The following is a 26631-nucleotide window of genomic DNA, read 5'->3' as shown; positions in this document are numbered from 1 at the left end:
GCTCTGAGGCAGCAAAAAGCCCGCGAAGCGCGAGCTCTCTGCCGTTGGGGCGCTGCTCCTTCAGCTGGTTTGAGTATAGACCCGTAAATGACAGCTATCAGCCCGAAGACTCACTGACAGTCATCCGTGAACTGGCGGCATTCAGTCGCTGGCATTCTCGCCGGGCGTCCGCTTCCAGATCGTAACCATCCCCGATGAAACCGCCGGTACGCGTGTCACTGATGCGATACCAACTGGTGGCCTCGGCGGGTTCGTGAAGACTTTCTCCTGCGCGGCGACCGTGAATGATGATCTTGTTGCAACGCTTCACGACGAATATGTCTTCCATGGCGTCACCGCAGCTGATTCATATCAGATCAACTATAGAAGCCCTGACAAATCGTGCAAAAAATAGTCAGGTCAGTTCGTCGGTTGCAGTATCCACCCGGAACGATGCCAGTTCAGAGAGTGAGTCGGTTGCAGCGCCTTGAGGAAGTCCTGATCGTGCGAAACGGCAACTATCGCTCCCGGAAATGTCTGCAAGGCTCGTTCGAAAGCTTCCACCGAGGGCAGGTCCAGATGATTGGTCGGTTCATCCAGCAACAGCAATTGCGCGGGCTCTGCGCTCCATAATGCCAGCGCCAGTGCGGCTTTCAGGCGTTCGCCACCGCTCAATGAAGCGCAACATCCCGTGGCGCGACGAGCATTCAGTTGCAGGTGAGCGAGGTTGCTGCGCAGCGTGCCTTCGTCCAGGCCCGCCCCCTGCATCATCAACTGTTCGGTGATCGAGCGATGATCGTCCAGTTGGGCCAGTTGCTGATCAAGAAACGCGAACGGCACGTGAGTCGCGGCGACCCCGTCGACAGGCGCCCATTGCCTGGCCAGAACCTTCAGCAGGGTCGATTTGCCGCACCCGTTGGGACCACTGACAGCGATTCGCATCGGGCCGCGGATCACCAGGCTCAGGCGGCTCGTTGCTGCTGCGCGGGGCAGCCATGGCAATCCGGCTGCAATCAGTGTGCAGACCTGACGATTGTTAGGCACGGTGCTTCCGGGCAGGTTGACCAGCACACCGTCGGCGGGCTGTACCTTGGCGTATGCCTCCCGCACCTGGGCATCGAGCTCGGACTTGCGTGCCTGATGGCCCTGCCTGACGTGGCCCATGATTTCCCGGGCGGCGCCTTTGATTGCCACGTATTCGAAACTGGCAATGTTGGCGGTTTCGGCTTTGCGTCGGGAATTGGCCGCATGGCGTTGTATCGTGTCGTGTTCACGCCGCAACCGTACGCGTTCACGCTGGCGCTCGCTTCGGGCTTGATCGAGACGTGCTTGTGCCGCCGCTTGATGGATCCGCTGGTGCTCCCGAAACGCCGAATAATTGCCGCGAAAGTCATTTGCCTCCACGCCATTCAATTCGACAATCCGTTGCATGCCATCGAGCAGTTGTCGGTCATGGCTGACGACGATCAGCCCGCTGTGCCAGCGCTCCAGTGCGGCCATCAGCCATTGCCGTCCCGATGAATCCAGATGGTTAGTCGGTTCATCAAGGACCAGCAACGAAGCCTGACTCAAAAACGCGCCGATCAGTGCGACTCGTGCTTGCTGGCCGCCACTGAGTTGTTCGGTCAAGTCAGTGAGTGCGACCTCGGCCAGCCCGGCGTCATCGAGCAAGCGCCGCAGACGCTCCGCCAGATCCCATTGTTCGCCAATGAGGTCGAAATCCTCGACGGATCCGCAGCCGCGGTTCATTCGCTCCAGGGCCTGAAGAATGGCGGCGCTGCCGGTGGTCTCGGCGACCGTCTCGCCAGTTGCGGCGACCAAGGTTTGCGCTACGTAGGTTGTGGCCACTGTGCGCGTCACGCTGCCGGTAGTGGGCTGCAAATGCCCGGCGATCAAACGCGCCAGTACGCTTTTTCCGACACCATTGCGTCCGACGATGGCGGTCGGCGTGTGATCGAATTTCAAATCGAGTGCATCGAAAATCGTCTCGCCATTGGCGAACTGGAAACCCAGCTGGTTCAGGGAGACGAGGGCAGGCGTACGCGAGACGTGAGTCATCGGCACCTCCAAAAAATGTCGTGAAAACAGACAAGCGCCCTGAGAGGCGTGTCGCGATTACATTTTTGAAGGCTTAGTTGTTCACTTTCTGCGGTCGTCCTTGGGAGGGGAAGCTCGATAGCCTAGTCGAGACGTTCGACCGCTTCAAGCCATGTCAGACATGCGTTCAAGAAATAGCGCCAGGGCGACTTCTTCCTTGCGCAGACCTTTGCGGATCCTCGGCTTTGGCAGCTCCGCCAGTGCGCCCAGCAAGAAGTGCTCCACCACGGCCGGATGGATATAGCATTTGCGGCATACCGCCGGGGTGTTGCCCAATTGCCGTGCCACACCTTTGACCATCTCCACCACATGCCGTTTGGCCTCGGTTTCCGACTCCCATTGCAACTCCCGCAGCACCGCCAAAGCGAGGGCGCTGCCGGCCCAGGTCCGGTAGTCCTTGGCGGTGAAATCCGCGCCGGTCAGGGTTTGCAGGTAGGTGTTGACGTCGGAAGAGCTGACGGTATGCCGTTCGCCATGTTCATCCAGGTACTGGAACAGGTTCTGTCCCGGGATTTCCAGGCAACGCTTGATGATCCGCGCCAGGCGCCGGTCTTTCACGGTGATCTGATGCTCGATACCGCTCTTGCCGCGAAACTGGAACAGGATCGCGCTGCCATTGATCTCGACATGCCGGCTGCGCAAGGTGGTCAGGCCGTACGATCGATTGTCCCGCGCGTATTGCGTATTGCCGACGCGAATCAGCGTGGCATCGAGCAGCGTGATCACCGTAGCCATGACTTTGTCGCGGCTGAACCCCGGCGCGTCCAGCAGCACTTCAAGCTGTTTGCGCAGCTTTGGCAGCGCCATGCCGAACTCGCGCAGTCGCGAGTATTTGTCGGCATCGCGGACTTCGCGCCAGCGTGGGTGATAGCGGTATTGTTTGCGCCCGCGAGCATCGCGGCCAGTGGCTTGCAGATGTCCGCGAGGGTCCGCGCAGATCCACACATCGGTGTAGGCCGGCGGCACTGCCAGCGCATTGATGCGTTTGATTTCGTCAGGATCGCGGATGCGCTGGCCGGTTGCGTCGAAGTAGCAGAACTTGCCGCGCAGCTTCTTGCGGGTGAGTCCCGGCTGGGTGTCATCGACGTAATGCAGGTCCGAAGGCAACACATCGGTCAGCGCGGTATCGGGCATGGCGGGGTTCCTGGGCGGCAATCGGGCTGTTACAGCGATTGACCGCAGACCCCGGCAGTCGTGCCGACCGATTTATGCCAGAACCGCGACAGCCTTGATCTGCGCCCATAATTGTTGGCCGGCATGTACACCAAGCTGATCCCGTGAGTAGCGGGTAATACGGGCCAGCAGCGGAGTGCCGCCCGCATCGAGGCGAATCAGCACATGAGCGGCATTGTCGGCGGGCATTTCGCTGACCACCGTGACCGGCAACCGATTGAGGATGCTGCTGTGCTCGGTGTTATGCAGGGTCAGGCTGATATCGCGAGCCTGCACTTTGCAGCGCAACGCCTGGCCGATCTCCATGGGGGAGTGAGTCACACGGATGCTCAACAACGTGTCGGGCAATTGCAGGCAAAGCAATTGGTAGTCGTGATCGTAGGAAACGACTTGCCCCTCGATCACGACGCCAGCGTCATCGCCCATTGCCAGAGGCAGATCGAGACGCGCCAGGGTTTCGCCGATGGGGCCGCTGGCCAGCGCTTTACCGTTGTCGAGCAGCACCAGGTGATCGGCCAGTCGCGCGACCTCGTCCTGAGCGTGACTGACATACAGAACCGGGATATCGAGTTCGTCGTGCAGCCTTTGCAGGTAAGGCAGGATTTCGCTTTTGCGCTGGCTGTCGAGGGCCGCCAGCGGTTCGTCCATCAACAGAAGTTTCGGACTGGTCAATAGAGCCCGGGCAATGCCGACGCGCTGACGTTCACCGCCGGACAGATGCTGCGGATGACGCTCCAGCAAATGGCCGATTCCCAGCAGTTCTGTGGCTTGCGACATGTCGACCCGGCGCTGATTCCTGGCAATCCGCTTGAGTCCGAATTGCAGGTTGGCCAGCACCGAGAGATGCGGAAACAGACTCGCTTCCTGAAAGACATAGCCGAGCGCACGCTTGTGGGGCGGGACGAAAATGCCTTTCTCGCTGTCCTGCCAGACTTCGTCGTTGATTTGCACAAAGGCGTTCGAGGCCCGTTCAAGCCCGGCGATGCAGCGCAGGCAGGTGGTCTTGCCGGAGCCTGATTGCCCGAACAGCGCGGTCACGCCACGACCGGGCAGGTGCAGGTCGACATCCAGGCCGAAGCCTGAGTAAGCGAGTTTCAAGCGTGCTTCAATCATCGATCAGCTCCAGCCTGCGCGCGACTTGCGGCTGGAATAGAGCGCCAGCAACACCAGGAACGAAAACACCAGCATTGCTCCGGCGAGCCAATGGGCCTGTGAATATTCCATGGCTTCGACATGGTCGTAGATTTGTACCGAGACCACTCGGGTCTTGTCGGGAATATTGCCGCCGATCATCAGCACCACGCCGAATTCGCCAACCGTATGGGCGAAACCGAGAATCGCCGCAGTGACGAAACCGGGGCGGGCGAGTGGCAGGATGACGCTGAAAAAAGTGTCCCAGGGATTGGCGCGCAAAGTGGCGGCCACTTCCAGTGGGCGTGTGCCGATGGCAGAGAAGGCGTTTTGCAACGGCTGCACCACAAAAGGCATGGAATAAAGCACCGAACCGATGACCAGTCCGGTAAAACTGAAGGTGAGCGTGCCAAGCCCAAGCCACTGGGTGAAATGACCCAGAAAGCCATTCGGCCCCATTGCCAGCAACAGATAGAAACCGATGACAGTCGGCGGCAACACTAGGGGCAGGGCGACGATCGCCCCGATGGGGCCGCGTAGCCAGGAACGGCTACGCGACAACCACAGGGCAATCGGAGTGCCGAGGACCAGCAGGATTGCGGTGGTCAGGGACGCCAGTTTCAGGGTCAGCCAGATCGCCGCGAAATCGGCACTCGTCAGCGACATTTACAGCTGATAACCGTAGGACTTGATGACCGCAGCGGCTTTCGGGCCTTTGAGGTAGTCAACCAGTGCCTTGGCAGCGGCGTTGTCCTTGCCTTTGTTCAGAATGACGGCGTCCTGCTTGATCGGGTCGTGCATGCTCGCCGGAACGATCCACGCCGAACCGCTGCTGACTTTGCCGTCCTTGTAGATCTGTGAGAGGGCAACGAAGCCCAGCTCGGCATTGCCAGTGGAAACGAACTGGTAGGCCTGAGTGATGTTCTGGCCTTCGACGATCTTGGCTTTGGTCGCTTCAGTCAGTTTCAGTTTTTCCAGCACCTGGGTGGCCGCCAGACCATAAGGCGCGGCTTTCGGGTTGGCGATGGACAGGTGTTGGTATTCGTTTTTCTTCAGGACGTCGCCTTTGGCATCGACGTAACCTTCTTTGGCCGACCACAGCGCCAGGGTGCCGATGGCGTAGGTGAAGCGCGAGCCTTTGACGGTGTCGCCTTCTTTTTCCAGTTTTTCAGGCGTGGTGTCGTCAGCGGAGAGGAATACCTCGAACGGCGCGCCGTTCTTGATCTGGGTGTAGAACTGCCCGGTGGCGCCATAGGCTGCGACCAGTTTGTGCCCGGTGTCTTTTTCGAAATCGGCGGCGATTGCCTGGATCGGTGCAGTGAAGTTGGCCGCGACGGCAACTTGCACTTCATCCGCCTGAACAGCGCCGACGGCGAATACCGCAAGCAGGGAGGCCAGGCAGGTAGGGGCAAAACGTGAGGCACGAATGGTCATGTAACAGCTCCGTTGTTGGCAGGTGCAGTGGGCAGTTGTTGTTAGAGGGGTAGACTGCGCCGATGCGAGGGGGTGAATCGCTATATATCTGAATATATAGCGAAATGCTTCCAAACGGAAAGTGCTGGTTTCAGGTGGGCAGGTCAGGGAATGAAATCCCTCAGTCTGCCGTGCCTTTACCGGGCCAGTTTCGCGAGCGCTCCTTCGGCCAGTTGCCGGGTCAGTTCAGCACTGCTCAGCTCCTTGCCCAGCGTGAACGCCTGACCGGCCCACAGGTTGCTGAAGTCGGCCTCGTCCTTGGCGCGCAAGGGCATCAGAGCACCGCCGGCCAGCGGAAACGCCGGTGCCTTGGCCGACATCGGTCCCACTTCGCGCATCACTCGATTCAGGATTCCCCGTGCCGGGCGCCCGGTGAACAGGTTGGTGACCGCTGTTTCACTGTCTTTGGCGGTACGCAGCGCCTTGTGATGAGAGGCGCTGACTTTGGCTTCCGGGGTAAACAGATAAGCCGTGCCGACCTGCACGGCCGATGCGCCGAGCATGAAGGCCGCTGCGACGCCTCGTGCATCGGCGATTGCACCGGCAGCAATCACCGGTACTTTGACCGCGTCGACAATTTGCGGGACAAGGGCAAAGGTTCCGACCTGGCTGCTCAGGTCATCGCTGAGGAACATGCCCCGGTGCCCGCCGGCCTCATAGCCCATGGCGATGATTGCGTCGCATCCGTTCTGTTCCAGCCAGATAGCTTCATCGACGTTGGTGGCCGAAGACAGGATTTTCGCGCCGGTGGCTTTGACCCGGTCCAGCAGGGATTCTTCCGGGAGGCCGAAGTGGAAACTCACCACTTCCGGGCGAAATTCTTCCAGTACCTCGCAAGCGGCCGCATCAAACGGTGCACGATTGGACACTGGCGTCGGAGCGTCGAAATCGGCACCCAGTTCGCGGTAGTAGGGTTCCAGCAGATTCTTCCAGTCCCGTGCGCGCTGTTCATCGGCGGCCGGTGGCTGGTGGCAGAAGAAATTGACGTTGAAGGGTTTGTCAGTGCCCTGACGGATGGCCTTCAGTTCTTCGCGCAATTGCTCGATGCTCAGCATCGCCGCCGGCATCGAACCCAAGCCGCCCGCGTTGCACACGGCAATCACCATCGACGAGTTGGTGGCACCGGCCATAGGGCCCTGGATAATCGGCAGTTCGATGCCGAGCAGGTCAAGAATGCGCGTATCTGGCCATTGGTTCATGGAAAAGACTCCGAAGGACAAAGCAGGGCAGAGAAGCTGAAGCCGGTTTTTTTACCAGCAAAACCGGGTTCAGGGCCAGCCAAGATTTGCAGCCTCTCGGGATTCGGTTCAGCGTCGATGAAATCCGCCACCACCGCCTCCACCGAATGAATGGTTCATGAACTGCGAAGAGTTGTGGAAGTTGTTCAACCGTTGATTGCCAACGTTACGCGCCGCCGAATCCCGGTTGAGGTTCTGCAGTTGAGCATTGTTGTTGATCGGCGCTCGTGTCGTGCCACCCTTGACCATCGACTGCCAGCCATCATCGGTTTTCTTGTAGACGTTGCCGTCATGCCCGGCGTAAACGTTGTCGCCAACCCGCGCGGCGCCGCTGTTGCGCCCATGGATACCGCCATACTGCGTGGTGTTGCCGGTGTTCGGGTTGTAGACGGCGCCACGATTGGCCGTAACCTGTGTGCCATTGCGAACATTGCCGGCCGTTACCCGGCCTCCGGCAATTGCACCGCCGTTGGGCCCGACCACTTCACCACTGCGACCCGCTGCATAGTTGCCGTTGTAGACATTGTGTACCCCACCGCGCTGACCTGCCGTCGCAATCCCGGTCCGTGAGTTATAGGAAGAGCCGACCTGACCGGCCCAACGGTTGCCGGTCCAGGCGTTGTAGCCCGCGCCATAGCGGCTGACCGTCGCCCGGTCGCCCCATTGCCGATAGATGTTGCCGGTGGTGCCGGCCCAGCCGCCGGGACCCCACGCCACAGCGCCGCCGTGATATCCGTAGGCTGCGCCTCCCCAGGCCAACGGCGCCGGATACAGGTGTGGCCCCCACGCGTAACCCCAGCCGTAATTGCCCCACCATGGATAGGCGCCCCAGCCCCAACCCATGGCGACAGTGCTGCCGCCCCAACTCCAGCCGAAGCCGAAACCGAAGGTCCAGCCTGTCCACGGCGTATAGCGAATGGCGACGCCAAAACCGTAAGTCACCGGCGGCCCGTACCAGACAGTGCCCACCCAGGGTGTGTACGGATAGCCCGTGCCGTAAACCACGACGCCGGTCGCTGGATCCAGCGTCGATCCCTGATAACCCGGGGTATAGCCGACAACAACCGTGTCACCGCTGGACTCATAGACTTTGACGTAGGTGAGGTAATGCATCGGCGAGTTCGGCGGAATCGAATAAATCACCGCCGGCACCGAACTGGCGACGGTCCATGGCCCGGTCACAGCTGTCGCGACAAACCAGATGCCGTTCTCCACCGCGTACCAACTGTTGTTGTCGACACGGATGATCGGCGTAGCGCTGTTGATCACATACTGAAGCGGGGTTCCGCTGATGGCTTTGAGTTGAGGCTCACCATCGAATTGCGGGGCAGTCATTTTGACCGCGCTTTTCTTGATCGCCGACGTCTGCGGGATCGTGGCGGCAATGGCCGCTTCCCTGGCCTGCGGCGTCCCGGCCACCGAGGCTTTGACGTTCTCCTTCGGACTGTCGTCGGGGATGTTGGCGAAGTCGGCCGGCAGCTTGTCCGCCGGGGTAAATGTCCAAGGGCCGTTCATGTCAGCGGCACGGAACCAGCGGCCGGAGATCAGCACATAACTGTTCTGGTCGCCGATTTCCTTGAAGATGTGCCCGGTGGTATTGCTGACATACAGCAATTGCGTGCCCTGGATCGGCAGCCACTGCGGCGCACCGTCGGTGACGATCAGTTCGGTCGGGGTCGTGGCGACAAAGATCTTTGGCTGCGGCGGCTTGGCCAGACTCGGCACTTTGTCCTTCGGATTGCTTTGCCCGGTGAGCAGATCCACTTGCCGACTCTCGATCGCGGCTTTCTTGGCTTTCTCCAGATCCGCCAGAGGCGAGGACAGCAGGGTGTACGGCCCTGTCAATTGATCGGCAACCATCCAGCCGTCGAACACGTGCAGATAGTGTTTGCCCTGGCCGTCCTTGAGCAGCAGAGGACGAGTGTTGATGACCCGTTGCAATCCGGTGCCGTCGACCGGGCGATACGCGGCCTCACCGTCGATATAAACGAGCATGGCCGGCACATCAGAGCTGATGATGGTCGGTGGTGTGTTTTCCAGTGGCGCCGAGTCGGCTTTCTGTTCGGCGGCCAGTACGCCGACGGCAGCCTCCAATTGATCCAGGGAGATGGTTTTCTTGCGCTTGGCCGCATCGTTTTGCAGTGTCGTGATCCACGTCTCTGCCTGGCTGGCATCGGCAGGGAAATCGGCCTTGATGATCTTGTACTGGTCGAGCATGACCCAGCGGGTCGCCTTGTCGACCAGCGTATGAGCGCTGAACTGGACGATCCCGTAAGTCGCCTTGCCGTCGGCATCGGTCGCCTCGACGGCGGCGCGGGCCTGCAAGGTGTAGCCGTCCCAGCTGTCGAGCTGGGGTTGGTACACGGTGAGTCTGGACTTGCCGCTGGTGATGACTTGCGGCCATGTCGGCTCAACGGCAGCGACGTCTGCCGGCTTGGTCTCAGGCGCCGCCCACGCGGTATTGAATGCCAACAGACAGAGCATCAGCCAGGCAAGAAAAGGGCGGGCGCGGGACATTGTCAGCTCCATCGACAAAGGCTTCTCGGGGATAAACGGAAGCAGTCGAAAAAGCATAGTCGCCCGATCTGGAATCACCCGCCCGTTTCAGCGATTGGCGGAAAGTCGAGTGGGGCAAAATGTTGCAGTGTGCTATTTGAATGCCACGATCCCCTGAATCCTTCCCCTGAGAGGCAGTCATGTTCAACGCCATTCTGATCGACAAAAACGACAGCGGATATCGCGCCAGCCTGCAGACAATCGACGAGCAGCAGTTGCCCGAAGGCAATGTGACAGTGCGCGTCGCGTACAGCACGCTCAACTTCAAGGACGGGTTGGCGATTACCGGCAGCAGTCCGGTGGTGCGCAAGTTCCCGATGGTGCCGGGAATCGATCTGGCGGGTACGGTCGAAGTCAGTTCGCATCCCGACTATAAGGCTGGCGATCAGGTGCTGCTCAACGGCTGGGGCGTGGGTGAAAACCACTGGGGCGGTCTGGCCCAGAAGGCGCGGCTCAACGGCGACTGGCTGATTCCGCTGCCAAAAGCCTTCACTGCCGCGCAAGCCATGGCCATTGGTACGGCGGGCTACACGGCGATGCTGTGCATCATGGCGCTGGAGCGAAACGGCGTGACGCCAGAGCAGGGCGAAGTACTGGTCACCGGCGCCAATGGCGGGGTCGGCAGCTTTGCCATTGCCTTGTTGCACAAACTTGGCTATCGCGTGGTGGCGTCTACCGGGCGGGTGTCGGAGCATGAATATCTGCAGCGACTGGGCGCCAGCGAAATCATTGATCGTGCGACCTTGTCCGAACCCGGCAAGCCACTGGCGAAGGAGCGTTGGGCAGCAGTGATTGATTCGGTCGGCAGTCATACTTTGGTCAACGCCTGCGCCAGTACTCGCGCCGAAGGTACTGTCGCGGCATGCGGTCTGGCTCAGGGCATGGATTTTCCGGCGTCGGTGGCCCCGTTCATCTTGCGTGGCGTGACGCTGGCCGGCATCAACAGCGTGACCCAGCCCAAGGCCCGCCGAATTGAAGCCTGGGCGCGTCTGGCCAAGGATCTGGATTTCGCCCTGTTGCCCCTGATCAGCCACGAAATCGCCCTCAGCGAAGCGATCGAAGCTGCTCCGAAATTGCTCGCCGGACAGTTGCGCGGACGGGTTGTCGTGGACGTCAATCGCTGACACATTAAGCGCCATCGCGGACCTGCCGGGCCGCACTTCAAAAAAGGGAGTGGCACTTCGATGGATTTACAACAACAGCACGTTGAGTCGTTCACGGTCTCAGGCTTGCGCGTTCGAACCACCAATGCCGCAGAACACAAGGCCGAGACCGCGAAAATCGGACCGATGTGGGGCGAGTTCTTCGGCAAGAACCTGGCGCAGGTCATTCCCGGCAAACTGACCGAGTCGCCGATTTATGGGGTGTATTCGGCCTACGAGTCGGATGCCTCGGGCGCATTCGATGTGACCGCCGGCGTTGCTGTCGTTGATCCGCAAAGCGGTTTCGAAACAATCCTGATCGAGAGCGGCGAGTATCTGGTTTTTCAGGGGCAGGGCGCGTTGCCGGACGCCGTCATCGCCACCTGGGGCCGGATCTGGAAACACTTCGAAGCCAATCCGCAGATCCAGCGCCGCTACGCCACCGACTTCGAGGCCTACCTGGGCCCCGAGTCGGTAGCTATCTACATCGGTATTCGCTAAGGCTGCGTTTCCCGGGACAACAGCTCACGCTTGCGCTCCACACCCCAGCGATAGCCGGAAAGGTTGCCGTCGCTGCGCACCACACGGTGGCAAGGGATCGCCACCGCGAGGCTGTTGGCGCCGCAAGCCTGGGCTACCGCCCGAACCGCTTTTGGCGAGCCGATGCGTTGAGCGATGTCGGCGTAACTGGCGGTGCTGCCGACCGGAATTTCGCGCAGTGCCTGCCAGACCCGTTCCTGAAACGCGGTGCCCCGCACATCCAGTGGCAGGTCGAGGCCGATGGCCGGTGCTTCGATGAAGCCGACGACATGGGCGATCAGTTGTTCGAACTCGGCATCAGCTCCGATCAGGTTTGCCCGGCGAAACTGATCCTGCAGGTCGCAGACCAGTTGATGAGGGTCGTCCCCCAACAGAATCGCGCAGATCCCCCGGTCACTCTGTGCCACCAGAATCGCGCCAAGCGAACATTGGCCCACCGCAAAACGAATGTCGTTGTTTTGCCCGGCGGCCCGGAAGTCGCCGGGTTTCATGCCCAGCAACTGGTCTGCGGATTCGTAGAAGCGGCTGTTCGAGTTGAAACCGGCGTCGTACAGCGCATCGGTCACCGAGTCGCCATCCGCCAGACGTTGCCGGACTCTGCGGGAACGATGCGCGGCGGCGTAACCTTTGGGTGTCAGGCCGGTGGCGGCTTTGAAGACCCGGTGGAAATGGAAGGCGCTAAGGCCGGCGGCTTCGGCCAGTTCGTTGAGTGCCGGCAGGGTTTCGGCGCTTTCGATCTGCCGGCAGGCTGCGGCTACGGTCGCGGCATGTTGCGCAGCCACGTCGCTCTGGTCCTTGCTCGCCCGTTTGCTGGGGCGGTATCCCGCCGCTTCGGCCTCTTCGGCGGTGTCGAAGAACTCGACATTCTGCGGCTTCGGCAGACGTGCCAGGCTGCTCGGGCGGCAATAGATGCCGGTGGTCTTCACGGCATAGACAAATTGGCCGTCCGCCCGTGGGTCGCGGGCGACGACAGCGGCCCAACGTGGATCGTCTTGAATGTTCAAAGGGGTCGAAAGCGTTTTCATGATGGAGAGTCCGTTGACCTGTTGAATTTCAGGTTAACCAGTGCCGCCAACCGTAACACTCCGGCCCTTGCGGTCAAATTTCGTGAGGTTATCCAGCGGTGCGAAATGTCAGATTGAAACGCTGTTCGCCCAATTGCGGATGCCGGCCGTGTTTGATCGGCAGGACGCCGTGGAAGCGCAGCCGGTCGACGCCGCCCCAGATCACCATGTCGCCGTGCAGCAACGAAATGCGCTGACTCTTGTCGCTGCGGGCGAAACCGCCGAACAGAAACATGGCTGGCAAACCCAATGACAGAGAAACGATCGGTGCGTTGTAGGAATGTTCGTCCTTGTCCTGATGCAAAGACATCTTCGCGCCGGGGACATAGCGGTTGATCAGGCAGGAATCCGGTATGAAGTCGGAAAATCCGACTTGCTTCGCCGCTGCCTGGGCGAGCTTGCGAAAGACTTCAGGCATTTGCGGCCAGGGCTGGTGGCTGATTGGATCTTCGGCCGAGTAGCGATAACCGCTGCGATCGGTGATCCAGCCCAAAGCGCCGCAGCTGCTGGTGGCCACCGACATGCTGAAGCCGCCGGGCGTCATCATGTGCCGCAGCGGGGCGCGTTCGATGACCGTTTCCAGCGCCGGCAGCAATTGCTCGATACGGGAGAGTGCGAAGCCGCGCAAGACCCACGATTGCTCTCCAATCTGCTCGGAGCGGTGTGGCTGCTCGGTGTCGGCGAAGAGGTCGAAATTGCTGTGCATGATGGTCAGGTTGCGTCGTGGAAGATGATGCCGAGAGTATGCCGTTTTCCGCTGTGCAGGCGACTCACCCCGTGGCGCATGGTGACCCGATAATCGCCGCGCACGCCTTTGACCGGGCGCTGGTTGACGGCAAAGATCAAGGCGTCACCTTTTCTCAGGTCCATCACCAACGGGCGTGACTGCATTCTCGGACGTTGTTCGGTCAGGACGAACTCACCACCGCTGAAGTCTTCGCCAGGCTCTGACAGAAGAATCGCCACTTGCAGTGGAAAGACATGTTCGCCGTACAAGTCCTGATGCAAACAGTTGTAGTCCTGTGGGCCATATTGCAGCAAGAGCGGGGTAGGCCGCAGTTGACCGGCGGCGTGACAGCGCGCAAGAAACTCGCTGTGCAGAGGTGGAAACCGTTGCGGCAAACCCATTCGTTCGTGCCAGCGGTTGGCCAGGGGAACGAGTCGCGGATAAAACGTACTGCGCAGGCGCTCCGCCAGCGGCGGTAACGGATAGCGCAGATATTTGTACTCGCCGCGCCCGAACCCGTGGCGGGCCATGATGACTTGCGAGCGGAACGGTTCGCTTTGCGGGTAAAGCGCACTCAGGCGCTCGCAGGTTTCCGGGCGCAACAACGAGCGGATGACGGTACAGCCGTCCTGATCCAGCTGTTGTTCCAGTGCGACCCAGTCGAGCCTGTCGAGGGGAGAGTCGGGTGACATCGGCATTCTGATTCCTTGGTTCTTGTCCAGGCGATCAGTCTAGGCAGCCCGCGAGGCCGGAACACTCCGGCGCTTGCGGTCGAATTGTCACCCGTGTCTTACAAGGCCTTGCTGACGCTGATATCGCTGATCACGTCGCCGCTCTGGCCGTGCAGGGCATCCAGTGCAGCCTTGGCCTCTTCCGGCGTGCCGTTTTCCAGCTGGGCGAATTCGAAGCGGCGTTCGCCGTTGAGTTTGTACTTGATGACGTATTTGGTCGTTTGGGCCACGGTCATGCTTACCTGGTTGGATTGATGGAGGCGATCAGCTGAGTTTCGAGCTGGAACGACGGATGATCTTGATCGAGTGCGTCAGGGTCGGCTTGCGGGTCACGCTGATGGCGCGGCGGCTGACGGTGTCGATGGTGATGTTCCAGAACCCGGTGCTCGGCGCCGTGATGCGGGCCGGGAAGGTGTCGAATGCGCCGCCGTGGTAAGTGTGACGGCCGCCGTTCTTGAAGCTGCGGAAGTTGGCGTCGTTCATCAGGCGGATATTGCAGGTTTGCGAGCATTGGATGACGACGATGTCGTCTTCGTTGAGGTGCTCGCGCTGGTGAATAAATTTCATGGGCGCCTCCAGAAGGGCTTTTTCTACAAAATCAAAACGATAGCAAGGTCGATTGGCGGCAGTTTATCAGTCCGGACAGGTTATTATCCGGCCGTCGGGCGCTGCTTTGACAATTAAAAACAGTTATTCGCGATTCCATGTGCGTTAAATGCAATGAGCCTCGGAGAAAATTGGCATTCGTGCTGTCCGACGGTCTTTATAGGAGATTCTGTATGAAGTGGGGTGTGGTCATTGTGCCGTTGGCATTGGCGATGGGTGGTTGCGCAAGCGTTTCAGAGATTAATGAAACGTTGCCGACCATGAACGTCATTTCCGGCAAGAAGCCCCACGAATATGCGCAGTGCCTGGCTGACAAGCTGGCGCAAAGCCGCGGGGCCCTGCAAATGGAGCCGCACAAGGACGGGGTTAGGGTGATCGTGCCGGGGAAATTGTCATCCGGCCCGGCGGCGGTGTTTGACATCGAGGATCGCTCCGGCGGCAGCAGTATCAAGTTGCATGAACGCATGTCCAATGTGCCGATACGTCCTCGGGATGTACGCAATGCCGCCACGGTGTGCATTTCCGGCTGATAAACTGTCAGTCATCGGTATTGATGCCGTCCAGGCCACGCCTGGGCGGCATTGTCATTTCTGGAGATGTGCATGAAGCGGGAGCAGGTGCGCGAGCGCCATAAAGAAGGGCTGATTGCGGCCACGCATGTGATTCAGAACCCGGCGAATCCGGGTGAGTGGATCGTGTTTTTCAAGAAAAGCGCCGGGCGCAGTTATTTTCTGGTGGATGAAAACGACGAAGTCGAATCGTTTGGCCGTCTGGATGACCTGATTGAGGTCGTTCGCGGGCTGGGGATCAAGTTCGCCGAAATCCACATGTAAAACCTACTTGCAGACCACCACGACGCTGCGAGTCTTGTAATTGCCGACGTCGACACCCAGTGTCTTGTCGCTTTCCTTCGGGGCAGGCGTACCTTCCGTTCCAACGATGCGATAGCCGGTCCCGGCGCAGGAGGCATCGGCCTTTTCATAGCAACTGGCCCAGGAGTTCGCCTCGCCGGAGCAGTCGATGCTCAGGCCTTGTTCGCCGTTGTTCAGATAAGTCGTTTCGGACGTGGCGCAGCCGGCCAGGGCCAGAAGCGCAATCAGTGGCAGCATGCGGTGCAGGGTACGGGTGTTCATGGCGATGTCGTCTTCGGAAGGAGAGGGCTAGACGCTATGACAGCGCCGGTGTGAAAAGGTTATAGCGATTGGCCACGTCTTTGTGTGCGGGCCAAAAAAAGCCCTGCGCAGTGGCAGGGCCGGGATTTGTGGTCGCCGATCAGTCTTGATCCTTGCCGCGACGCTTCGGTGCAGGAGGCGTGTAATCAAGCACCGCGGCCACTTCAACCGCCATCGCTTCAGTGGGCAATGGACCGGACACATCTTCGCCGTTGGCGGCGGTGATATGCCACTGGCCATCTTTTGCCTTGGCGACGGTGTACCCGTTGATGATTTTTGCTGCGGACATCTAGCGGCCTCGTTGGCTGGTTCAAAGGCGTCATGATAGCGGGAAACGGGCGAGCGGGCGCGGGTCGATGCGGTGTTCCTGAATCTTTGGGCTACGCTGAATGCGCAGCTTCTGCGTGCGGATTGAACTATCCGCCAGAATATTTCTCTATGTTGACATCGGTTAGCCAGTGCGGGGCATTGTAAGGTGCACGCCGCCTGATTAGACTGCGCCGAAACTCGTACACACAGCCCTTTCAAGGACTTATATGATCAAGAAATGCTTGTTCCCAGCAGCCGGTTACGGTACTCGCTTCCTTCCAGCGACTAAGGCCATGCCCAAAGAAATGCTGCCGGTGGTAAACAAGCCACTGATCCAGTACGGCGTCGAAGAAGCTCTGGATGCTGGTCTGACTGAGATCTCCATCGTGACCGGCCGTGGCAAGCGCGCCCTGGAAGACCACTTCGACATCAGCTATGAGCTGGAAAACCAGATCAAGGGCACCGACAAAGAGAAATATCTGGTCGGTATCCGCAAGCTGTTGGACGAGTGCTCGTTCTCCTACACCCGTCAGACTGAAATGAAAGGCCTGGGCCACGCGATCCTGACCGGTCGTCCGCTGATCGGCGACGAACCGTTTGCCGTGGTGCTGGCGGACGACCTGTGCGTCAACCTCGAAGGCGACGGCGTACTGACCCAGATGGTCAAGCTGTACAAGCAGTTCCGCTGCTCGATCATTGCCATTCAGGAAGTCGATCCGGCAGAGACCAGCAAGTACGGCGTTATCGCCGGCGAGATGATCCGCGACGACATCTACCGCGTACACAGCATGGTCGAGAAGCCAAAGCCGGAAGACGCACCGTCGAACCTGGCGATCATCGGTCGTTACATCCTGACCCCGGACATCTTCGACCTGATCGAACAGACCGAGCCAGGCAAGGGTGGTGAAATCCAGATCACCGACGCCCTGATGAAACAGGCCCAGAACGGCTGCGTGATGGCCTACAAGTTCAAGGGCAAGCGTTTCGACTGCGGTGGTGCCGAGGGTTACATCGAGGCCACCAACTTCTGCTTCGAAAACTTCTACAAGACCGGCAAGGCCTACTGATAGCGCCTGACCTGTCTGTACGAAAAAGCCACCTTCGGGTGGCTTTTTCATTTTCCGCCCCTATATCGGCAGGAGTGCTTGCCCAAAGGACGACGGCGGGTATGCTGATCGCCTGCCGAGGAGAAAGAAATGGCCTACGATTTTGACCTTTATGTGATTGGTGCCGGTTCCGGCGGTGTACGTGCTGCGCGTTTTGCTGCCGGTTTTGGTGCGAAAGTGGCGGTGGCCGAGAGCCGTTATCTGGGTGGCACCTGCGTCAACGTCGGCTGCGTGCCGAAGAAGCTGTTGGTGTACGGTGCGCATTTCGCCGAAGACTTTGAGCAGTCGTCCGGTTTCGGTTGGAGCCTGGGTGAGGCGAATTTCGATTGGTCGACCCTGATCGCCAACAAGGATCGCGAGATCAATCGCCTTAACGGCATTTATCGCAATCTGCTGGTCAACAGTGGCGTGACCCTGCACGAAGCGCACGCGAAGATCGTTGGTCCCCATGAAGTGGAGGTCAACGGCGAGCGTTACACCGCGAAAAACATTCTGATCGCCACGGGCGGCTGGCCGCAGATTCCGGAAATTCCGGGGCACGAGCATGCCATCAGCTCCAATCAGGCGTTTTTCCTGAAAGAGCTGCCCAAGCGTGTCCTGGTCGTTGGTGGTGGTTACATCGCCGTCGAGTTTGCCGGGATCTTCCACGGTCTCGGTGCAGATACCACGTTGCTGTATCGCGGTGATTTGTTCCTGCGCGGCTTCGACGGCTCGGTGCGCAAGCATCTGCAGGAAGAGCTGACCAAGCGCGGTATGAATTTGCAGTTCAATGCCGATATCGAGCGGATCGACAAACAAGCCGATGGCAGCCTCAAGGCTACTCTCAAGGATGGTCGCGTACTGGAAGCAGATTGCGTGTTCTACGCCACTGGCCGGCGCCCGATGCTGGACAATCTCGGGCTGGAAAATACCGATGTGCAGCTCGACGACAAAGGCTTCATCAAGGTCGATGAGCAATATCAGACCACCGAGCCGTCAATCCTGGCGCTGGGCGATGTCATCGGGCGTGTGCAGTTGACGCCGGTGGCGCTGGCTGAAGGCATGGCGGTGGCGCGACGTCTGTTCAAGCCGGAGCAATACCGGCCGGTGGATTACAAGATGATCCCGACAGCGGTGTTCAGCTTGCCGAATATCGGCACTGTCGGTTTGACCGAAGAAGAAGCGCGTGAAGCGGGTCACGATGTGGTGATCTTCGAAAGCCGCTTCCGCCCGATGAAGCTGACCCTGACCGAATGCCAGGAACGCACGCTGATGAAACTGGTGGTCGATGGCAAAACCGACAAGGTGCTGGGCTGCCACATGGTCGGGCCGGATGCCGGCGAGATCGTACAGGGCCTGGCGATCGCATTGAAGGCTGGCGCCACCAAGCGTGACTTCGACGACACCGTCGGGGTGCACCCGACGGCGGCCGAAGAGTTTGTGACCATGCGTACGCCGGTCGGCGCTTAAGTCTTTTTCGGTTCTGCTGCGTCTGGCGCTGCCGCAACGGTGGTAGCCAGGCGCAGGCTGTCTTGCGCCTTGGTCAATTCCTTCTCCAGTGACTGATTGAGCTGAGACTGCTCGTCGACGCTCTGCTTGAGTGTCTGACTCTCCAGCAGCGCCACGCGCAAGCGTTCCTGGAGGAGGGTGCGCTCGCTGTCGACGCGGGTCGCTTGCTCCAGCAGTTGATCCTGACGCTGATTGCTGTGCTTGAGCTGATCCTGCAGCAGGCTCAGTTCGCGCAGCGTGCCACGGTTCTCGGTCAGCAGGCGTTCGTTGTCACGGTGCAATTGAGTGATTTCGTCCTGACGAACCAGCGCACTTTGCTGCGCCTGACGCAACTCCATCTGCAATTGTTGAACCTGGCTTTCGTGACGGCTCTGTTCCTGTTCGCGCTGCTCCTTGACGGCATTGCGGTAGTGCTCAAGCGCATCTCGGGCATGCAGGTGTTTTTCTTCCAGCGAGCGGATCTGCTCGTCCTTGTCTTGCAAGCGCAATTCGAAATCTGCCAGCGCCTGATTCAGGCCGGCATTGCGTGTCTGTTCGGTTTGCAGCATCGAGCGGGTGTCGCTCAAGGCTTCGGACTCTTTCGCTAGCGCTGCGCCCTGGATGTCGTGCTTCTTCTCCAGCTGTGCATGGTGATGGCGAAGTTGATTCAGCTCTGCTTCCAACGCCTGGCGTTGTTGCTCGTACTGCTCGCGTGCCTGATCAATCGGCTCTTGCGCCTGTTCTTTCAGGCGTTGGGCAAGGCGCGTGACGAGGGCGAGGAGTTCGTCATCGATGGGTTCTGCCGAAGGATCTGCCGGTGCGCTGCCGTCATCCAGTTCCTTCAGGTAGCGATGAATCGTGGTTTTTGATCCGGTATTCCCCAGCTCGATGCGTACTGCGTCGATGCTCGGGTGTTCGCCACGGGCGAGGATCGCTGAGCGCGCGATCTGGACTACTGCTTTGTTAACGCCGCCACGGGCCATATGTGCTCCTACGATTACGTACTGTGGTACATGCCACCAAAGTACGCAGTGTACCATGCTGAAAATAAAGTTAAATGTTTCAAGATAAACGGGCGGGATATACTGGTATTACCCAATGTGAAACGTCAGAATCCGCTTTTCATTCTTCAAATCAGTACATCTGCGAGAAATCTGCCCATGAGCGATCTGGATCGCTATCTGCAAGCCGCCACCCGTGACAACACCCGCCGCAGCTACCGTGCGGCCGTCGAGCATTTCGAAACGGTATGGGGCGGGTTCCTGCCCGCGACGGCGGACAGCGTCGCGCGCTATCTGGTGGCTCACGCGGGCGTTCTGTCGGTCAATACGCTGAAGCTGCGCCTGTCGGCACTGGCGCAGTGGCACAACAGTCAGGGGTTTGCCGATCCGACCAAGACGCCGGTGGTGCGCAAAGTGTTCAAGGGCATCCGTGCGCTGCATCCCGCGCAGGAAAAACAGGCCGAGCCGTTACAGCTGCAGGACCTTGACCAGACCGTTGCCTGGCTTGAGCAGGAAATGAAGGTTGCCCGGGAAAAACAGGATCGGCCGTTGCTGCTCAGAGCCTGTCGGGATCGGGCGCTGATTCTTCTGGGGTTCTGGCGCGGCTTTCGTAGTGACGAGCTGTGCCGGGTGCAGATCGAGCATGTCCAGGCCCACGCCGGCAGTGGCATCACCCTGTACCTGCCGCGCAGCAAGGGTGACCGGGAGAACCTCGGACAGACCTATCAGGCCCCGGCTTTGCTCAAGCTTTGCCCGGTGCAGGCCTACATCGACTGGATCACTGAAGCTGCGCTCGTACGCGGCCCGGTGTTTCGCGCCGTCGACCGCTGGGGCAATCTGAGCGAGGAGGGCTTGCACGCCAACAGTGTGATTCCGTTGCTGCGCCAGGCCCTCGAACGCGCCGGGATAGCCGCCGAGCGCTACACAAGCCATTCGTTGCGACGTGGCTTTGCCACCTGGGCCCATCAAAGTGGCTGGGATCTCAAGTCGCTGATGAGTTACGTGGGCTGGAAGGATATGAAGTCCGCCATGCGCTATGTTGAAGCGAGCCCCTTTCACGGGATGGCCCGGATTACGGATAAGCCGTTGTCGTCGTAGATATCGTTTTCTTCTATTAATACAGTCAGCTAATAGCGAAAACAAATCAGCAGCATCAGGTTTGCCAATGAGCCATCCGTCGAGTGAGTGGGTAGGATTCACCCATCGAATTCACAACCCTGACGGAGAGTCATCAATGCCTATCATCAACAGCCAAGTAAAACCGTTCAAAGCTACCGCGTTCAAAAACGGCGACTTCGTACAAGTCTCGGACGCTGACCTGAAAGGCAAATGGTCCGTAGTGTTCTTCTACCCGGCCGACTTCACCTTCGTTTGCCCAACCGAGCTGGAAGACCTGGCCGACAACTACGCTGCCTTCCAGAAACTGGGCGTAGAAATCTACAGCGTTTCCACCGACACCCACTTTGCCCACGCTGCCTGGCACAACACTTCGCCAGCCATCGGCAAAATCGAATACACCATGATCGGCGACCCGACCCACGTCATCTCCCGCAACTTCGACGTGCTGATCGAAGAAGCTGGCCTGGCAGACCGTGGCACTTTCGTGATCAACCCTGAAGGCCAGATCAAAATCGTTGAACTGAACGACGGCGGCGTTGGCCGTGACGCTTCCGAGCTGCTGCGCAAAATCAAGGCTGCTCAGTACGTTGCTGCCCACCCAGGCGAAGTTTGCCCGGCCAAGTGGAAAGAAGGCGAGGCCACTCTGGCTCCGTCCCTGGACCTGGTCGGCAAGATCTGAGTCTGTGACACACGCAATGCAGGGCGGGACTCCGCACCTACCTCAGTAAGCTGCACCGCCCAATAGAAAAGCCCGGGCGAGATTCGCTCGGGCTTTTTTTCGCCTCAAATAAAGTCAGGAGATCGCCCGTATGTTGGACGCCAATCTTAAAGCCCAGTTGAAATCGTACCTGGAACGGGTCACCCAGCCGATCGAGATCGTTGCTTCACTCGACGACGGTGCGAAATCCCGTGAAATGCTCGACCTGCTGAAAGACGTTGCCAGTCTTTCGCATCAGATTACCTTGATCGACAGCGGCGACGATGCACGCAAGCCGTCGTTCTCGATCAACCGCCCGGGTGCCGATATCAGCCTGCGTTTCGCCGGCATCCCGATGGGCCATGAATTCACTTCGCTGGTGCTGGCCCTGCTGCAAGTCGGCGGCCACCCTTCGAAGGCCAGTGTCGAAGTGATTGAACAGATCCGCTCGCTCAAGGGCGAGTTCAACTTCGAGACCTACTTCTCGTTGTCCTGCCAGAACTGCCCGGACGTGGTCCAGGCGTTGAACCTGATGGCCGTGCTGAACCCGAACATCCGTCACGTCGCCATCGACGGCGCGCTGTTCCAGGACGAAGTCAACGATCGCAAGATCATGGCCGTGCCGAGCATCTACCTGAACGGCGAAAACTTCGGCCAGGGCCGCATGGGCCTGGAGGAAATCCTCGCCAAACTCGACACCGGTGCCATCGAGCGTCAGGCCGAGAAAATCAGCGCCAAAGAGTCTTTCGATGTACTGGTGGTCGGCGGTGGCCCGGCCGGTGCTTCGGCGGCCATCTATGCGGCACGTAAAGGCATTCGCACTGGCGTTGCGGCTGAGCGTTTTGGCGGTCAGGTGCTGGACACCATGGCCATCGAAAACTTCATTTCCGTGCAGGAAACCGAAGGCCCGAAGCTGGCGACCGCGCTGGAAGAACACGTCAAGCAGTACGACGTAGACATCATGAATCTGCAACGCGCCGACAAGCTGATTCCGGGCAAGAACGGCGAGCTGCATGAAGTCCACTTCGCCAGCGGCGCGACCCTCAAGGCCAAGAGCGTGATTCTGGCGACCGGCGCACGGTGGCGTGAAATGAACGTGCCGGGCGAACAGGAATACCGCAACAAGGGCGTGGCGTACTGCCCGCACTGCGACGGTCCGCTGTTCAAAGGCAAGCGTGTGGCGGTGATTGGCGGCGGTAACTCCGGCGTCGAAGCGGCCATCGACCTGGCCGGTATCGTGTCCCACGTAACCTTGCTTGAGTTCGACGTACAACTGCGTGCCGACGCCGTATTGCAACGCAAGCTGCATAGCCTGCCGAATGTCACCGTGATCACCAGTGCGTTGACCACTGAAGTCACTGGCGACGGCCAGAAGGTCAACGGCCTGCGTTACAAGGATCGCAACACTGACGAGTTGCGCACGGTCGAGCTGGAAGGGATCTTCGTGCAGATCGGTCTGTTGCCCAACACCGACTGGCTCAAAGGCACCATCGAGCTGTCGCCGCGTGGCGAGATCATTGTCGACAACCGTGGCGAAACCTCGATCCCGGGCATCTTTGCTGCCGGCGACGTGACCACTGTGCCGTACAAGCAGATCGTGATTGCGGTGGGTGAGGGCGCCAAGGCTTCCCTCAGTGCTTTCGATCACCTGATCCGCACTTCGGCCCCGGCGTAAATCCCGGACCGAAAAAGAAAAACCCCATCAGCGATGATGGGGTTTTTTCTTTTCAGCGTTTTCAGCGTTTTCAGCGTTTACAGCGGTGCCGGCTGAATGATCTCGACCCAGTAGCCATCCGGGTCCTTGATGAACGCCAGGCTCTTCATGCGGCCATCGGTCAGGCGTTTCTGGAAGTCGCAGCCCAGCTCTTCAAAGCGTGCGCAAGCAGCGACGATGTCCGGCACCGAAATGCAGATGTGGCCGAAACCGCGCGGGTCGGTGTTGCCGTTGTGGTAGGCGAAATCGGCGTCGTTCTCGGTGCCGTGGTTGTGGGTCAGTTCCAGGATGCCGGGAATCGACTTCATCCACTCGGTGCGCGCAGCGGCGTCGGCCGGGATCTGCGATTTGTCGACCAGGGCGAGGAAGTACAGGCTGAATTCCGCTTCCGGGAAGTCACGTTTTTCCACCAGCGAGAAACCCAGCACGCGGGTGTAGAAGTCCAGCGACTTGGTGATGTCTTTGACGCGCAGCATGGTGTGGTTGAACACGAAGTTGCGGGTTGCGCTGTCCGGGGTGGCGGTGACGCCAGGGAAGGTGTTCAGTTCTTGCAGGCTCATGGGCCCTCCGTAACAAATTGGGGCGAGTGAATGGGCGCAATGATACGCATGCCTTGCGGCATCGCCAAACCGAAAGCGCGGGCTTGCCCTGCAGGCGAGCGAGCCTCAGACTTTACGGCTCAATCCGCGAGTGCCTCTGGTAATGATCCGACCGTTCAAATCGCTGTTCGTTTTCTTCGGCTTGTCCCTCATCGCCGCTTCGGCCTGCGCTGATGCGCCGAGCATTACCTGGCCTGCGGGTTGGCAAGTCGAAGCGCTGCCCGAAACCACGGCGGAAGTTTCCCGTCAGCGGGCGGTCAAGACCGACTCCGATGGCAATCAGGTGATGGTGATGGAGTTGACTATGACGCGTGTGGAAACGGGTCATCAGGTCAACCTGCAAGGCGTGTTGCTGGAAATGCGCAAGTCGGTGCAGAAGGACTTTTTCCAGGGCGGTTATCAGAGTGTCTGTAACAAGGTTCATTCGAGCACACTTGGCTCACTCGCGGCGCTCGAGACCACTTGTACAGTCACCGAAAATGGCCGTCATGTGCTGTCACAAACATTGGTTGCTGCAGTAGAGGCAGACAAGGCCTATGTACTTTCGTATGCCGGGCAAGCCGAGGTTTACAAGGCCAGCGCTGATGAAATAGTGGCGGCGAGAAACAGCTTGAAATTTTAGTCAGCTGTTCGGTGTTCCTCAGCCCGTTAGATACCTGAAGTGATTAAATACAAAGTTGCTCGCCCTGCGAAGGCGCAACATCCGGAAGCATAGTTTCAGTGCAAGAGGCTGTTTGGCTGTGAACTTTCGACACGGGAAATTGTTGCATTTGTTAGATATTGTCCAAAAAAAAGCCCTGCATCTGCAGGGCTTTTATGTTTGCGGGGGATTAACCGCGCAACCAGGAATCAACGGTGGCTGCACCGTATTGTTCCTTCCAGGCCTTCAGGCCGCGATGGTTGCCACCCTTGGTCTCGATCAGCTCGCCGGTGTGCGGGTTCTGATAGACCTTGACCACGCGAGCGCGGCGGGTTTTAGGTGCTGCGGTCAGTTGCAGACCGGATTTGGCCGGGTTCGGATCGAGGATGGCGATGATGTCTTTCAGGCCTTTGCCGTAGGTTTTCATCAGCCCCTGGAGCTTTTCTTCGAATTCGATTTCTTTCTTGAGCCCGGCATCGTTCTTCAGCGATTCCAGCTGCTTGAGCTGTTCCTGAAGGGCCTTTTCAGCTGCACGAAATTCAGCGAGTCTGGACAATATCTTTACTCCAATAGTGTGTTTGGCTGATACCAACCGCAAACAAAGCTATAAGCCAAGAGCCTTGAAGCGACTCGGTGATAGTGGCTCACCTGCCAATCTAGCAACAGGTAAGAAAAATTGTAGTAGTTAATGCGTCAAGAGTAAATCCTGACGTTTTCTTTATGTAAAAACAGCGATGTCTTGTATCAATTTGGTGCGACCGGTCTGAGCCCGTCGGTTTTATCGCGTTTAGTTAATGGTGAGTTAATGCATCGATGAAGTCTGTGGCCGGCATCGGTTTGCCAAACAGATAGCCTTGCAGGAAGTTGACGTGATGCGCGGCCAGATAATCGGCCTGGACCTGTGTTTCCACGCCTTCGGCCACAATGCCCAGGTCCAGTTTGGCGGAGAGTTCGATGATGCTGTCCAGAATGTGTCGGGACAGGGCATCCTTATCAATCATTGCGACGAATGTCTGGTCGATCTTCAGGAAGTCGACATTGAATGTTCTCAAATAGCCCAGGCTCGAATGGCCGGTGCCGAAGTCGTCGATCGCGATCTTCACACCCATGGCCCGCAGTTGCGCAAACAACTGATGAGTGATGTCGGTGGGCTCGATCAACTCGCGTTCCGTCAATTCCAGGACCAGGCTGATGCTGCCGGGGGCGAAGGCCGCGAGAAACTCGCGGCAGTCTTCCAGCAACTCCAGATCGTGGCAGTGACTGGCCGTAATGTTGATGCCGATGTGGAAGGGGGCCTCGAAGGAAGCAGACAGCGGCCCGAGCACCACAGCGGTCTGCTGCATTAATGCGCGGGTCATCGGCACGATCAGCCCGGAATGTTCTGCGAACGGTATGAAAAGGTCCGGGCGTACCAGGCCTTCCTTGGGATGATTCCAGCGCATCAGCACTTCGCAGCCCGACCAGCGTTTGCTGTCGCCGTAGACCACCGGCTGGAAGTAGGGAATGAACTCTCCGGCTTCCAGCGCGCGCAGCATTTCGTGACTGGGGGATGTCGCGCGGTTCTGCACGATATAACCGATCGCCCCGGATACCGCGCCAAAGAAAATCAACAGACTGAACAACGGCGGGTATTCGTCGCTCATGTAGTTCCAGGTTTCATCTTCAGGGAAACCGGCGCTCACCGTGTAGGCATAGTGTGCAGAGTTCAACGTGCTCTGGGCCACCGGCAACTCGGGAAGGGCGCCTTGATGCACTTTGCCGTCGGCAGAAAGCCAGTTATTGCCAACCTGCAGCAATAACAATGTCTGCCGCCCGATCAGGCGCAGGATATTGCTCAGGTGATAGCCGTCCAGCGTCGTCAGGGCGCCGCCCCGGCCATCGCTCAGTCGATACACCAGCAGCGCCGTATCAGGCGTCACCGGGTTGCCGTTCATGAGCCATAACTTGCCTTGGGTGTAGTCCCCCGGATTGACGGCTTCCTTGAAGTCGCCGAACAACGAACTGCAATAGAGGTTGTTGTCCCACACCAGATTGGTCGAACGCACGAACGGGCGGCGCGTGACCTGTTCGCGCAGGGCCAGTTTGACGTCCTCGCAGGTCTGGCCCGCCAGCGGCAGCAATTCCCGGGCGGACTGGGCGGTGTTGTCGAGCATCAGGTCGAACTGGCGCAAGGCTTCCTCGGCGGTTTGCCGGGAGCTCTGTTCCAGCGTGCGCTCGGCCTGCATATGCAGAATGACAGTGCCGATGATGATCGGCAGCAAACCACACAGCAGCGTCACGATGATTCGGGTGCTGCGTTTGCGGCGGGGCCTGACGGTCAGAGGCATGGGCGCATCCTGTTGCGGTGGTG

Annotated in this window: 29 protein-coding genes; 10 read left to right on the top strand and 19 right to left on the bottom strand. The window is 59.2% G+C overall.

What is annotated here, in order from left to right:
• Positions 1–97: 97 nt before the first annotated feature.
• The 8 genes from M5B98_RS03135 to M5B98_RS03100 form a co-directional block, all read right to left on the bottom strand.
• Positions 98–328: a hypothetical protein gene (locus tag M5B98_RS03135; protein ID WP_248741783.1), complete on the bottom strand. Its 231-nt coding sequence runs from the start codon at positions 326–328 to the stop codon at positions 98–100.
• A 71-nt stretch (positions 329–399) separates the two neighbouring features.
• The gene (locus M5B98_RS03130) at positions 400–2037 is read right to left on the bottom strand and encodes an ATP-binding cassette domain-containing protein (RefSeq protein WP_248741782.1); all 1638 of its coding nucleotides are present in this window, start codon (positions 2035–2037) and stop codon (positions 400–402) included.
• A gap of 144 nt (positions 2038–2181) precedes the next feature.
• On the bottom strand, positions 2182–3210 hold the full coding sequence (locus M5B98_RS03125) for a DNA topoisomerase IB (RefSeq protein WP_248741781.1): 1029 nt from the start codon (positions 3208–3210) through the stop codon (positions 2182–2184).
• Between the two features lie 72 nt (positions 3211–3282).
• Complete coding sequence (gene modC / locus M5B98_RS03120) at positions 3283–4362, bottom strand: molybdenum ABC transporter ATP-binding protein (RefSeq protein WP_248741780.1); 1080 nt, start codon at positions 4360–4362, stop codon at positions 3283–3285.
• Positions 4363–4365: 3 nt separating this feature from the next.
• Positions 4366–5046 (bottom strand): molybdate ABC transporter permease subunit, encoded by a 681-nt coding sequence (modB, locus tag M5B98_RS03115; RefSeq protein WP_248741779.1) that lies wholly within the window; start codon positions 5044–5046, stop codon positions 4366–4368.
• Complete coding sequence (gene modA / locus M5B98_RS03110) at positions 5047–5814, bottom strand: molybdate ABC transporter substrate-binding protein (protein WP_114883351.1); 768 nt, start codon at positions 5812–5814, stop codon at positions 5047–5049.
• Positions 5815–5990: 176 nt separating this feature from the next.
• Entirely contained in the window at positions 5991–7052 is a 1062-nt protein-coding gene (locus M5B98_RS03105) for an NAD(P)H-dependent flavin oxidoreductase (protein WP_248741778.1), read from the bottom strand.
• A gap of 108 nt (positions 7053–7160) precedes the next feature.
• Entirely contained in the window at positions 7161–9608 is a 2448-nt protein-coding gene (locus tag M5B98_RS03100) for an autotransporter (RefSeq protein WP_248741777.1), read from the bottom strand.
• Between the two features lie 179 nt (positions 9609–9787).
• Between M5B98_RS03100 and M5B98_RS03095 the strand changes: the two genes are divergently transcribed.
• Together M5B98_RS03095 and M5B98_RS03090 are read left to right on the top strand one after the other, a co-directional pair.
• The gene (locus M5B98_RS03095) at positions 9788–10771 is read left to right on the top strand and encodes an MDR family oxidoreductase (protein ID WP_248741776.1); all 984 of its coding nucleotides are present in this window, start codon (positions 9788–9790) and stop codon (positions 10769–10771) included.
• A 60-nt stretch (positions 10772–10831) separates the two neighbouring features.
• Entirely contained in the window at positions 10832–11290 is a 459-nt protein-coding gene (locus M5B98_RS03090; protein ID WP_248741775.1) for a GyrI-like domain-containing protein, read from the top strand.
• Here the strand turns inward: M5B98_RS03090 and ada are convergent.
• From ada to M5B98_RS03065, 5 genes are all read right to left on the bottom strand, one after another.
• Positions 11287–12354, bottom strand: a complete 1068-nt coding sequence (ada, locus tag M5B98_RS03085; protein WP_248741774.1) for a bifunctional DNA-binding transcriptional regulator/O6-methylguanine-DNA methyltransferase Ada — start codon at positions 12352–12354, stop codon at positions 11287–11289. The genes M5B98_RS03090 and ada overlap by 4 nt on opposite strands.
• Positions 12355–12442: 88 nt before the next feature.
• Positions 12443–13099: a DNA oxidative demethylase AlkB gene (gene alkB / locus M5B98_RS03080; RefSeq protein WP_248741773.1), complete on the bottom strand. Its 657-nt coding sequence runs from the start codon at positions 13097–13099 to the stop codon at positions 12443–12445.
• Positions 13100–13104: 5 nt separating this feature from the next.
• Positions 13105–13818, bottom strand: coding sequence for a 2OG-Fe(II) oxygenase (locus tag M5B98_RS03075; RefSeq protein WP_412548527.1), 714 nt, complete (start codon positions 13816–13818; stop codon positions 13105–13107).
• A 92-nt stretch (positions 13819–13910) separates the two neighbouring features.
• Positions 13911–14087: a hypothetical protein gene (locus tag M5B98_RS03070; protein WP_158593095.1), complete on the bottom strand. Its 177-nt coding sequence runs from the start codon at positions 14085–14087 to the stop codon at positions 13911–13913.
• 28 nt (positions 14088–14115) lie between these two features.
• Positions 14116–14418 carry a DUF1883 domain-containing protein gene (locus M5B98_RS03065; protein ID WP_039768744.1) on the bottom strand — a complete coding sequence of 101 codons (303 nt, stop codon included), beginning with the start codon at positions 14416–14418 and terminating at the stop codon, positions 14116–14118.
• 212 nt (positions 14419–14630) lie between these two features.
• Here M5B98_RS03065 and M5B98_RS03060 point away from each other — a divergent pair, with 212 nt between their 5' ends.
• Both M5B98_RS03060 and M5B98_RS03055 read left to right on the top strand, forming a co-directional pair.
• Positions 14631–14987 carry a hypothetical protein gene (locus tag M5B98_RS03060; protein ID WP_085710033.1) on the top strand — a complete coding sequence of 119 codons (357 nt, stop codon included), beginning with the start codon at positions 14631–14633 and terminating at the stop codon, positions 14985–14987.
• Positions 14988–15059: 72 nt separating this feature from the next.
• The gene (locus M5B98_RS03055) at positions 15060–15290 is read left to right on the top strand and encodes a hypothetical protein (RefSeq protein WP_085710032.1); all 231 of its coding nucleotides are present in this window, start codon (positions 15060–15062) and stop codon (positions 15288–15290) included.
• A 3-nt stretch (positions 15291–15293) separates the two neighbouring features.
• On the opposite strand, the gene M5B98_RS03050 is transcribed toward M5B98_RS03055, so the two are convergent.
• On the bottom strand, positions 15294–15590 hold the full coding sequence (locus tag M5B98_RS03050) for a hypothetical protein (RefSeq protein WP_085710031.1): 297 nt from the start codon (positions 15588–15590) through the stop codon (positions 15294–15296).
• 139 nt (positions 15591–15729) lie between these two features.
• Positions 15730–15918, bottom strand: coding sequence for a hypothetical protein (locus M5B98_RS03045; protein WP_085710030.1), 189 nt, complete (start codon positions 15916–15918; stop codon positions 15730–15732).
• 247 nt (positions 15919–16165) lie between these two features.
• Here M5B98_RS03045 and galU point away from each other — a divergent pair, with 247 nt between their 5' ends.
• Both galU and gorA read left to right on the top strand, forming a co-directional pair.
• A complete protein-coding gene (gene galU / locus M5B98_RS03040) occupies positions 16166–17005 on the top strand; it encodes a UTP--glucose-1-phosphate uridylyltransferase GalU (RefSeq protein ID WP_085710029.1) in 840 nt (279 codons plus the stop codon).
• Between the two features lie 129 nt (positions 17006–17134).
• On the top strand, positions 17135–18493 hold the full coding sequence (gorA, locus tag M5B98_RS03035; RefSeq protein WP_248741772.1) for a glutathione-disulfide reductase: 1359 nt from the start codon (positions 17135–17137) through the stop codon (positions 18491–18493).
• On the opposite strand, the gene M5B98_RS03030 is transcribed toward gorA, so the two are convergent.
• Positions 18490–19494 (bottom strand): DNA-binding protein, encoded by a 1005-nt coding sequence (locus M5B98_RS03030; protein WP_248741771.1) that lies wholly within the window; start codon positions 19492–19494, stop codon positions 18490–18492. The two genes, gorA and M5B98_RS03030, sit on opposite strands and share 4 nt — an antisense overlap.
• Positions 19495–19671: 177 nt before the next feature.
• Between M5B98_RS03030 and M5B98_RS03025 the strand changes: the two genes are divergently transcribed.
• The 3 genes from M5B98_RS03025 (at position 19672) to ahpF (ending at position 23003) form a co-directional block, all read left to right on the top strand.
• Complete coding sequence (locus M5B98_RS03025) at positions 19672–20610, top strand: site-specific integrase (protein WP_248741770.1); 939 nt, start codon at positions 19672–19674, stop codon at positions 20608–20610.
• A 136-nt stretch (positions 20611–20746) separates the two neighbouring features.
• Entirely contained in the window at positions 20747–21310 is a 564-nt protein-coding gene (gene ahpC, locus M5B98_RS03020) for an alkyl hydroperoxide reductase subunit C (RefSeq protein ID WP_003224621.1), read from the top strand.
• 130 nt (positions 21311–21440) lie between these two features.
• Positions 21441–23003 carry an alkyl hydroperoxide reductase subunit F gene (gene ahpF / locus M5B98_RS03015; RefSeq protein WP_248741769.1) on the top strand — a complete coding sequence of 521 codons (1563 nt, stop codon included), beginning with the start codon at positions 21441–21443 and terminating at the stop codon, positions 23001–23003.
• Positions 23004–23080: 77 nt separating this feature from the next.
• Here ahpF and gloA read toward each other — a convergent pair whose 3' ends face one another.
• A complete protein-coding gene (gene gloA, locus M5B98_RS03010) occupies positions 23081–23602 on the bottom strand; it encodes a lactoylglutathione lyase (RefSeq protein WP_065260490.1) in 522 nt (173 codons plus the stop codon).
• A 142-nt stretch (positions 23603–23744) separates the two neighbouring features.
• On the opposite strand from gloA, the gene M5B98_RS03005 reads away from it, so the two are divergent.
• Positions 23745–24263, top strand: a complete 519-nt coding sequence (locus M5B98_RS03005) for a DUF4946 domain-containing protein (protein ID WP_248741768.1) — start codon at positions 23745–23747, stop codon at positions 24261–24263.
• A gap of 208 nt (positions 24264–24471) precedes the next feature.
• Here the strand turns inward: M5B98_RS03005 and M5B98_RS03000 are convergent, their stop codons facing one another.
• Together M5B98_RS03000 and M5B98_RS02995 are read right to left on the bottom strand one after the other, a co-directional pair.
• Complete coding sequence (locus tag M5B98_RS03000) at positions 24472–24837, bottom strand: histone-like nucleoid-structuring protein, MvaT/MvaU family (protein WP_064381416.1); 366 nt, start codon at positions 24835–24837, stop codon at positions 24472–24474.
• Positions 24838–25072: 235 nt separating this feature from the next.
• Positions 25073–26608 (bottom strand): EAL domain-containing protein, encoded by a 1536-nt coding sequence (locus tag M5B98_RS02995; RefSeq protein WP_248741767.1) that lies wholly within the window; start codon positions 26606–26608, stop codon positions 25073–25075.
• Positions 26609–26631: the final 23 nt, after the last annotated feature.

The organism is Pseudomonas sp. MWU12-3088 (genome assembly GCF_023242405.1).
In the GTDB taxonomy this organism is placed as follows: Bacteria; Pseudomonadota; Gammaproteobacteria; order Pseudomonadales; family Pseudomonadaceae; genus Aquipseudomonas; species Aquipseudomonas kribbensis.
Note: the sequence above shows the minus strand (reverse complement) of the source record. Positions and strands in the feature narration are given on the sequence as shown.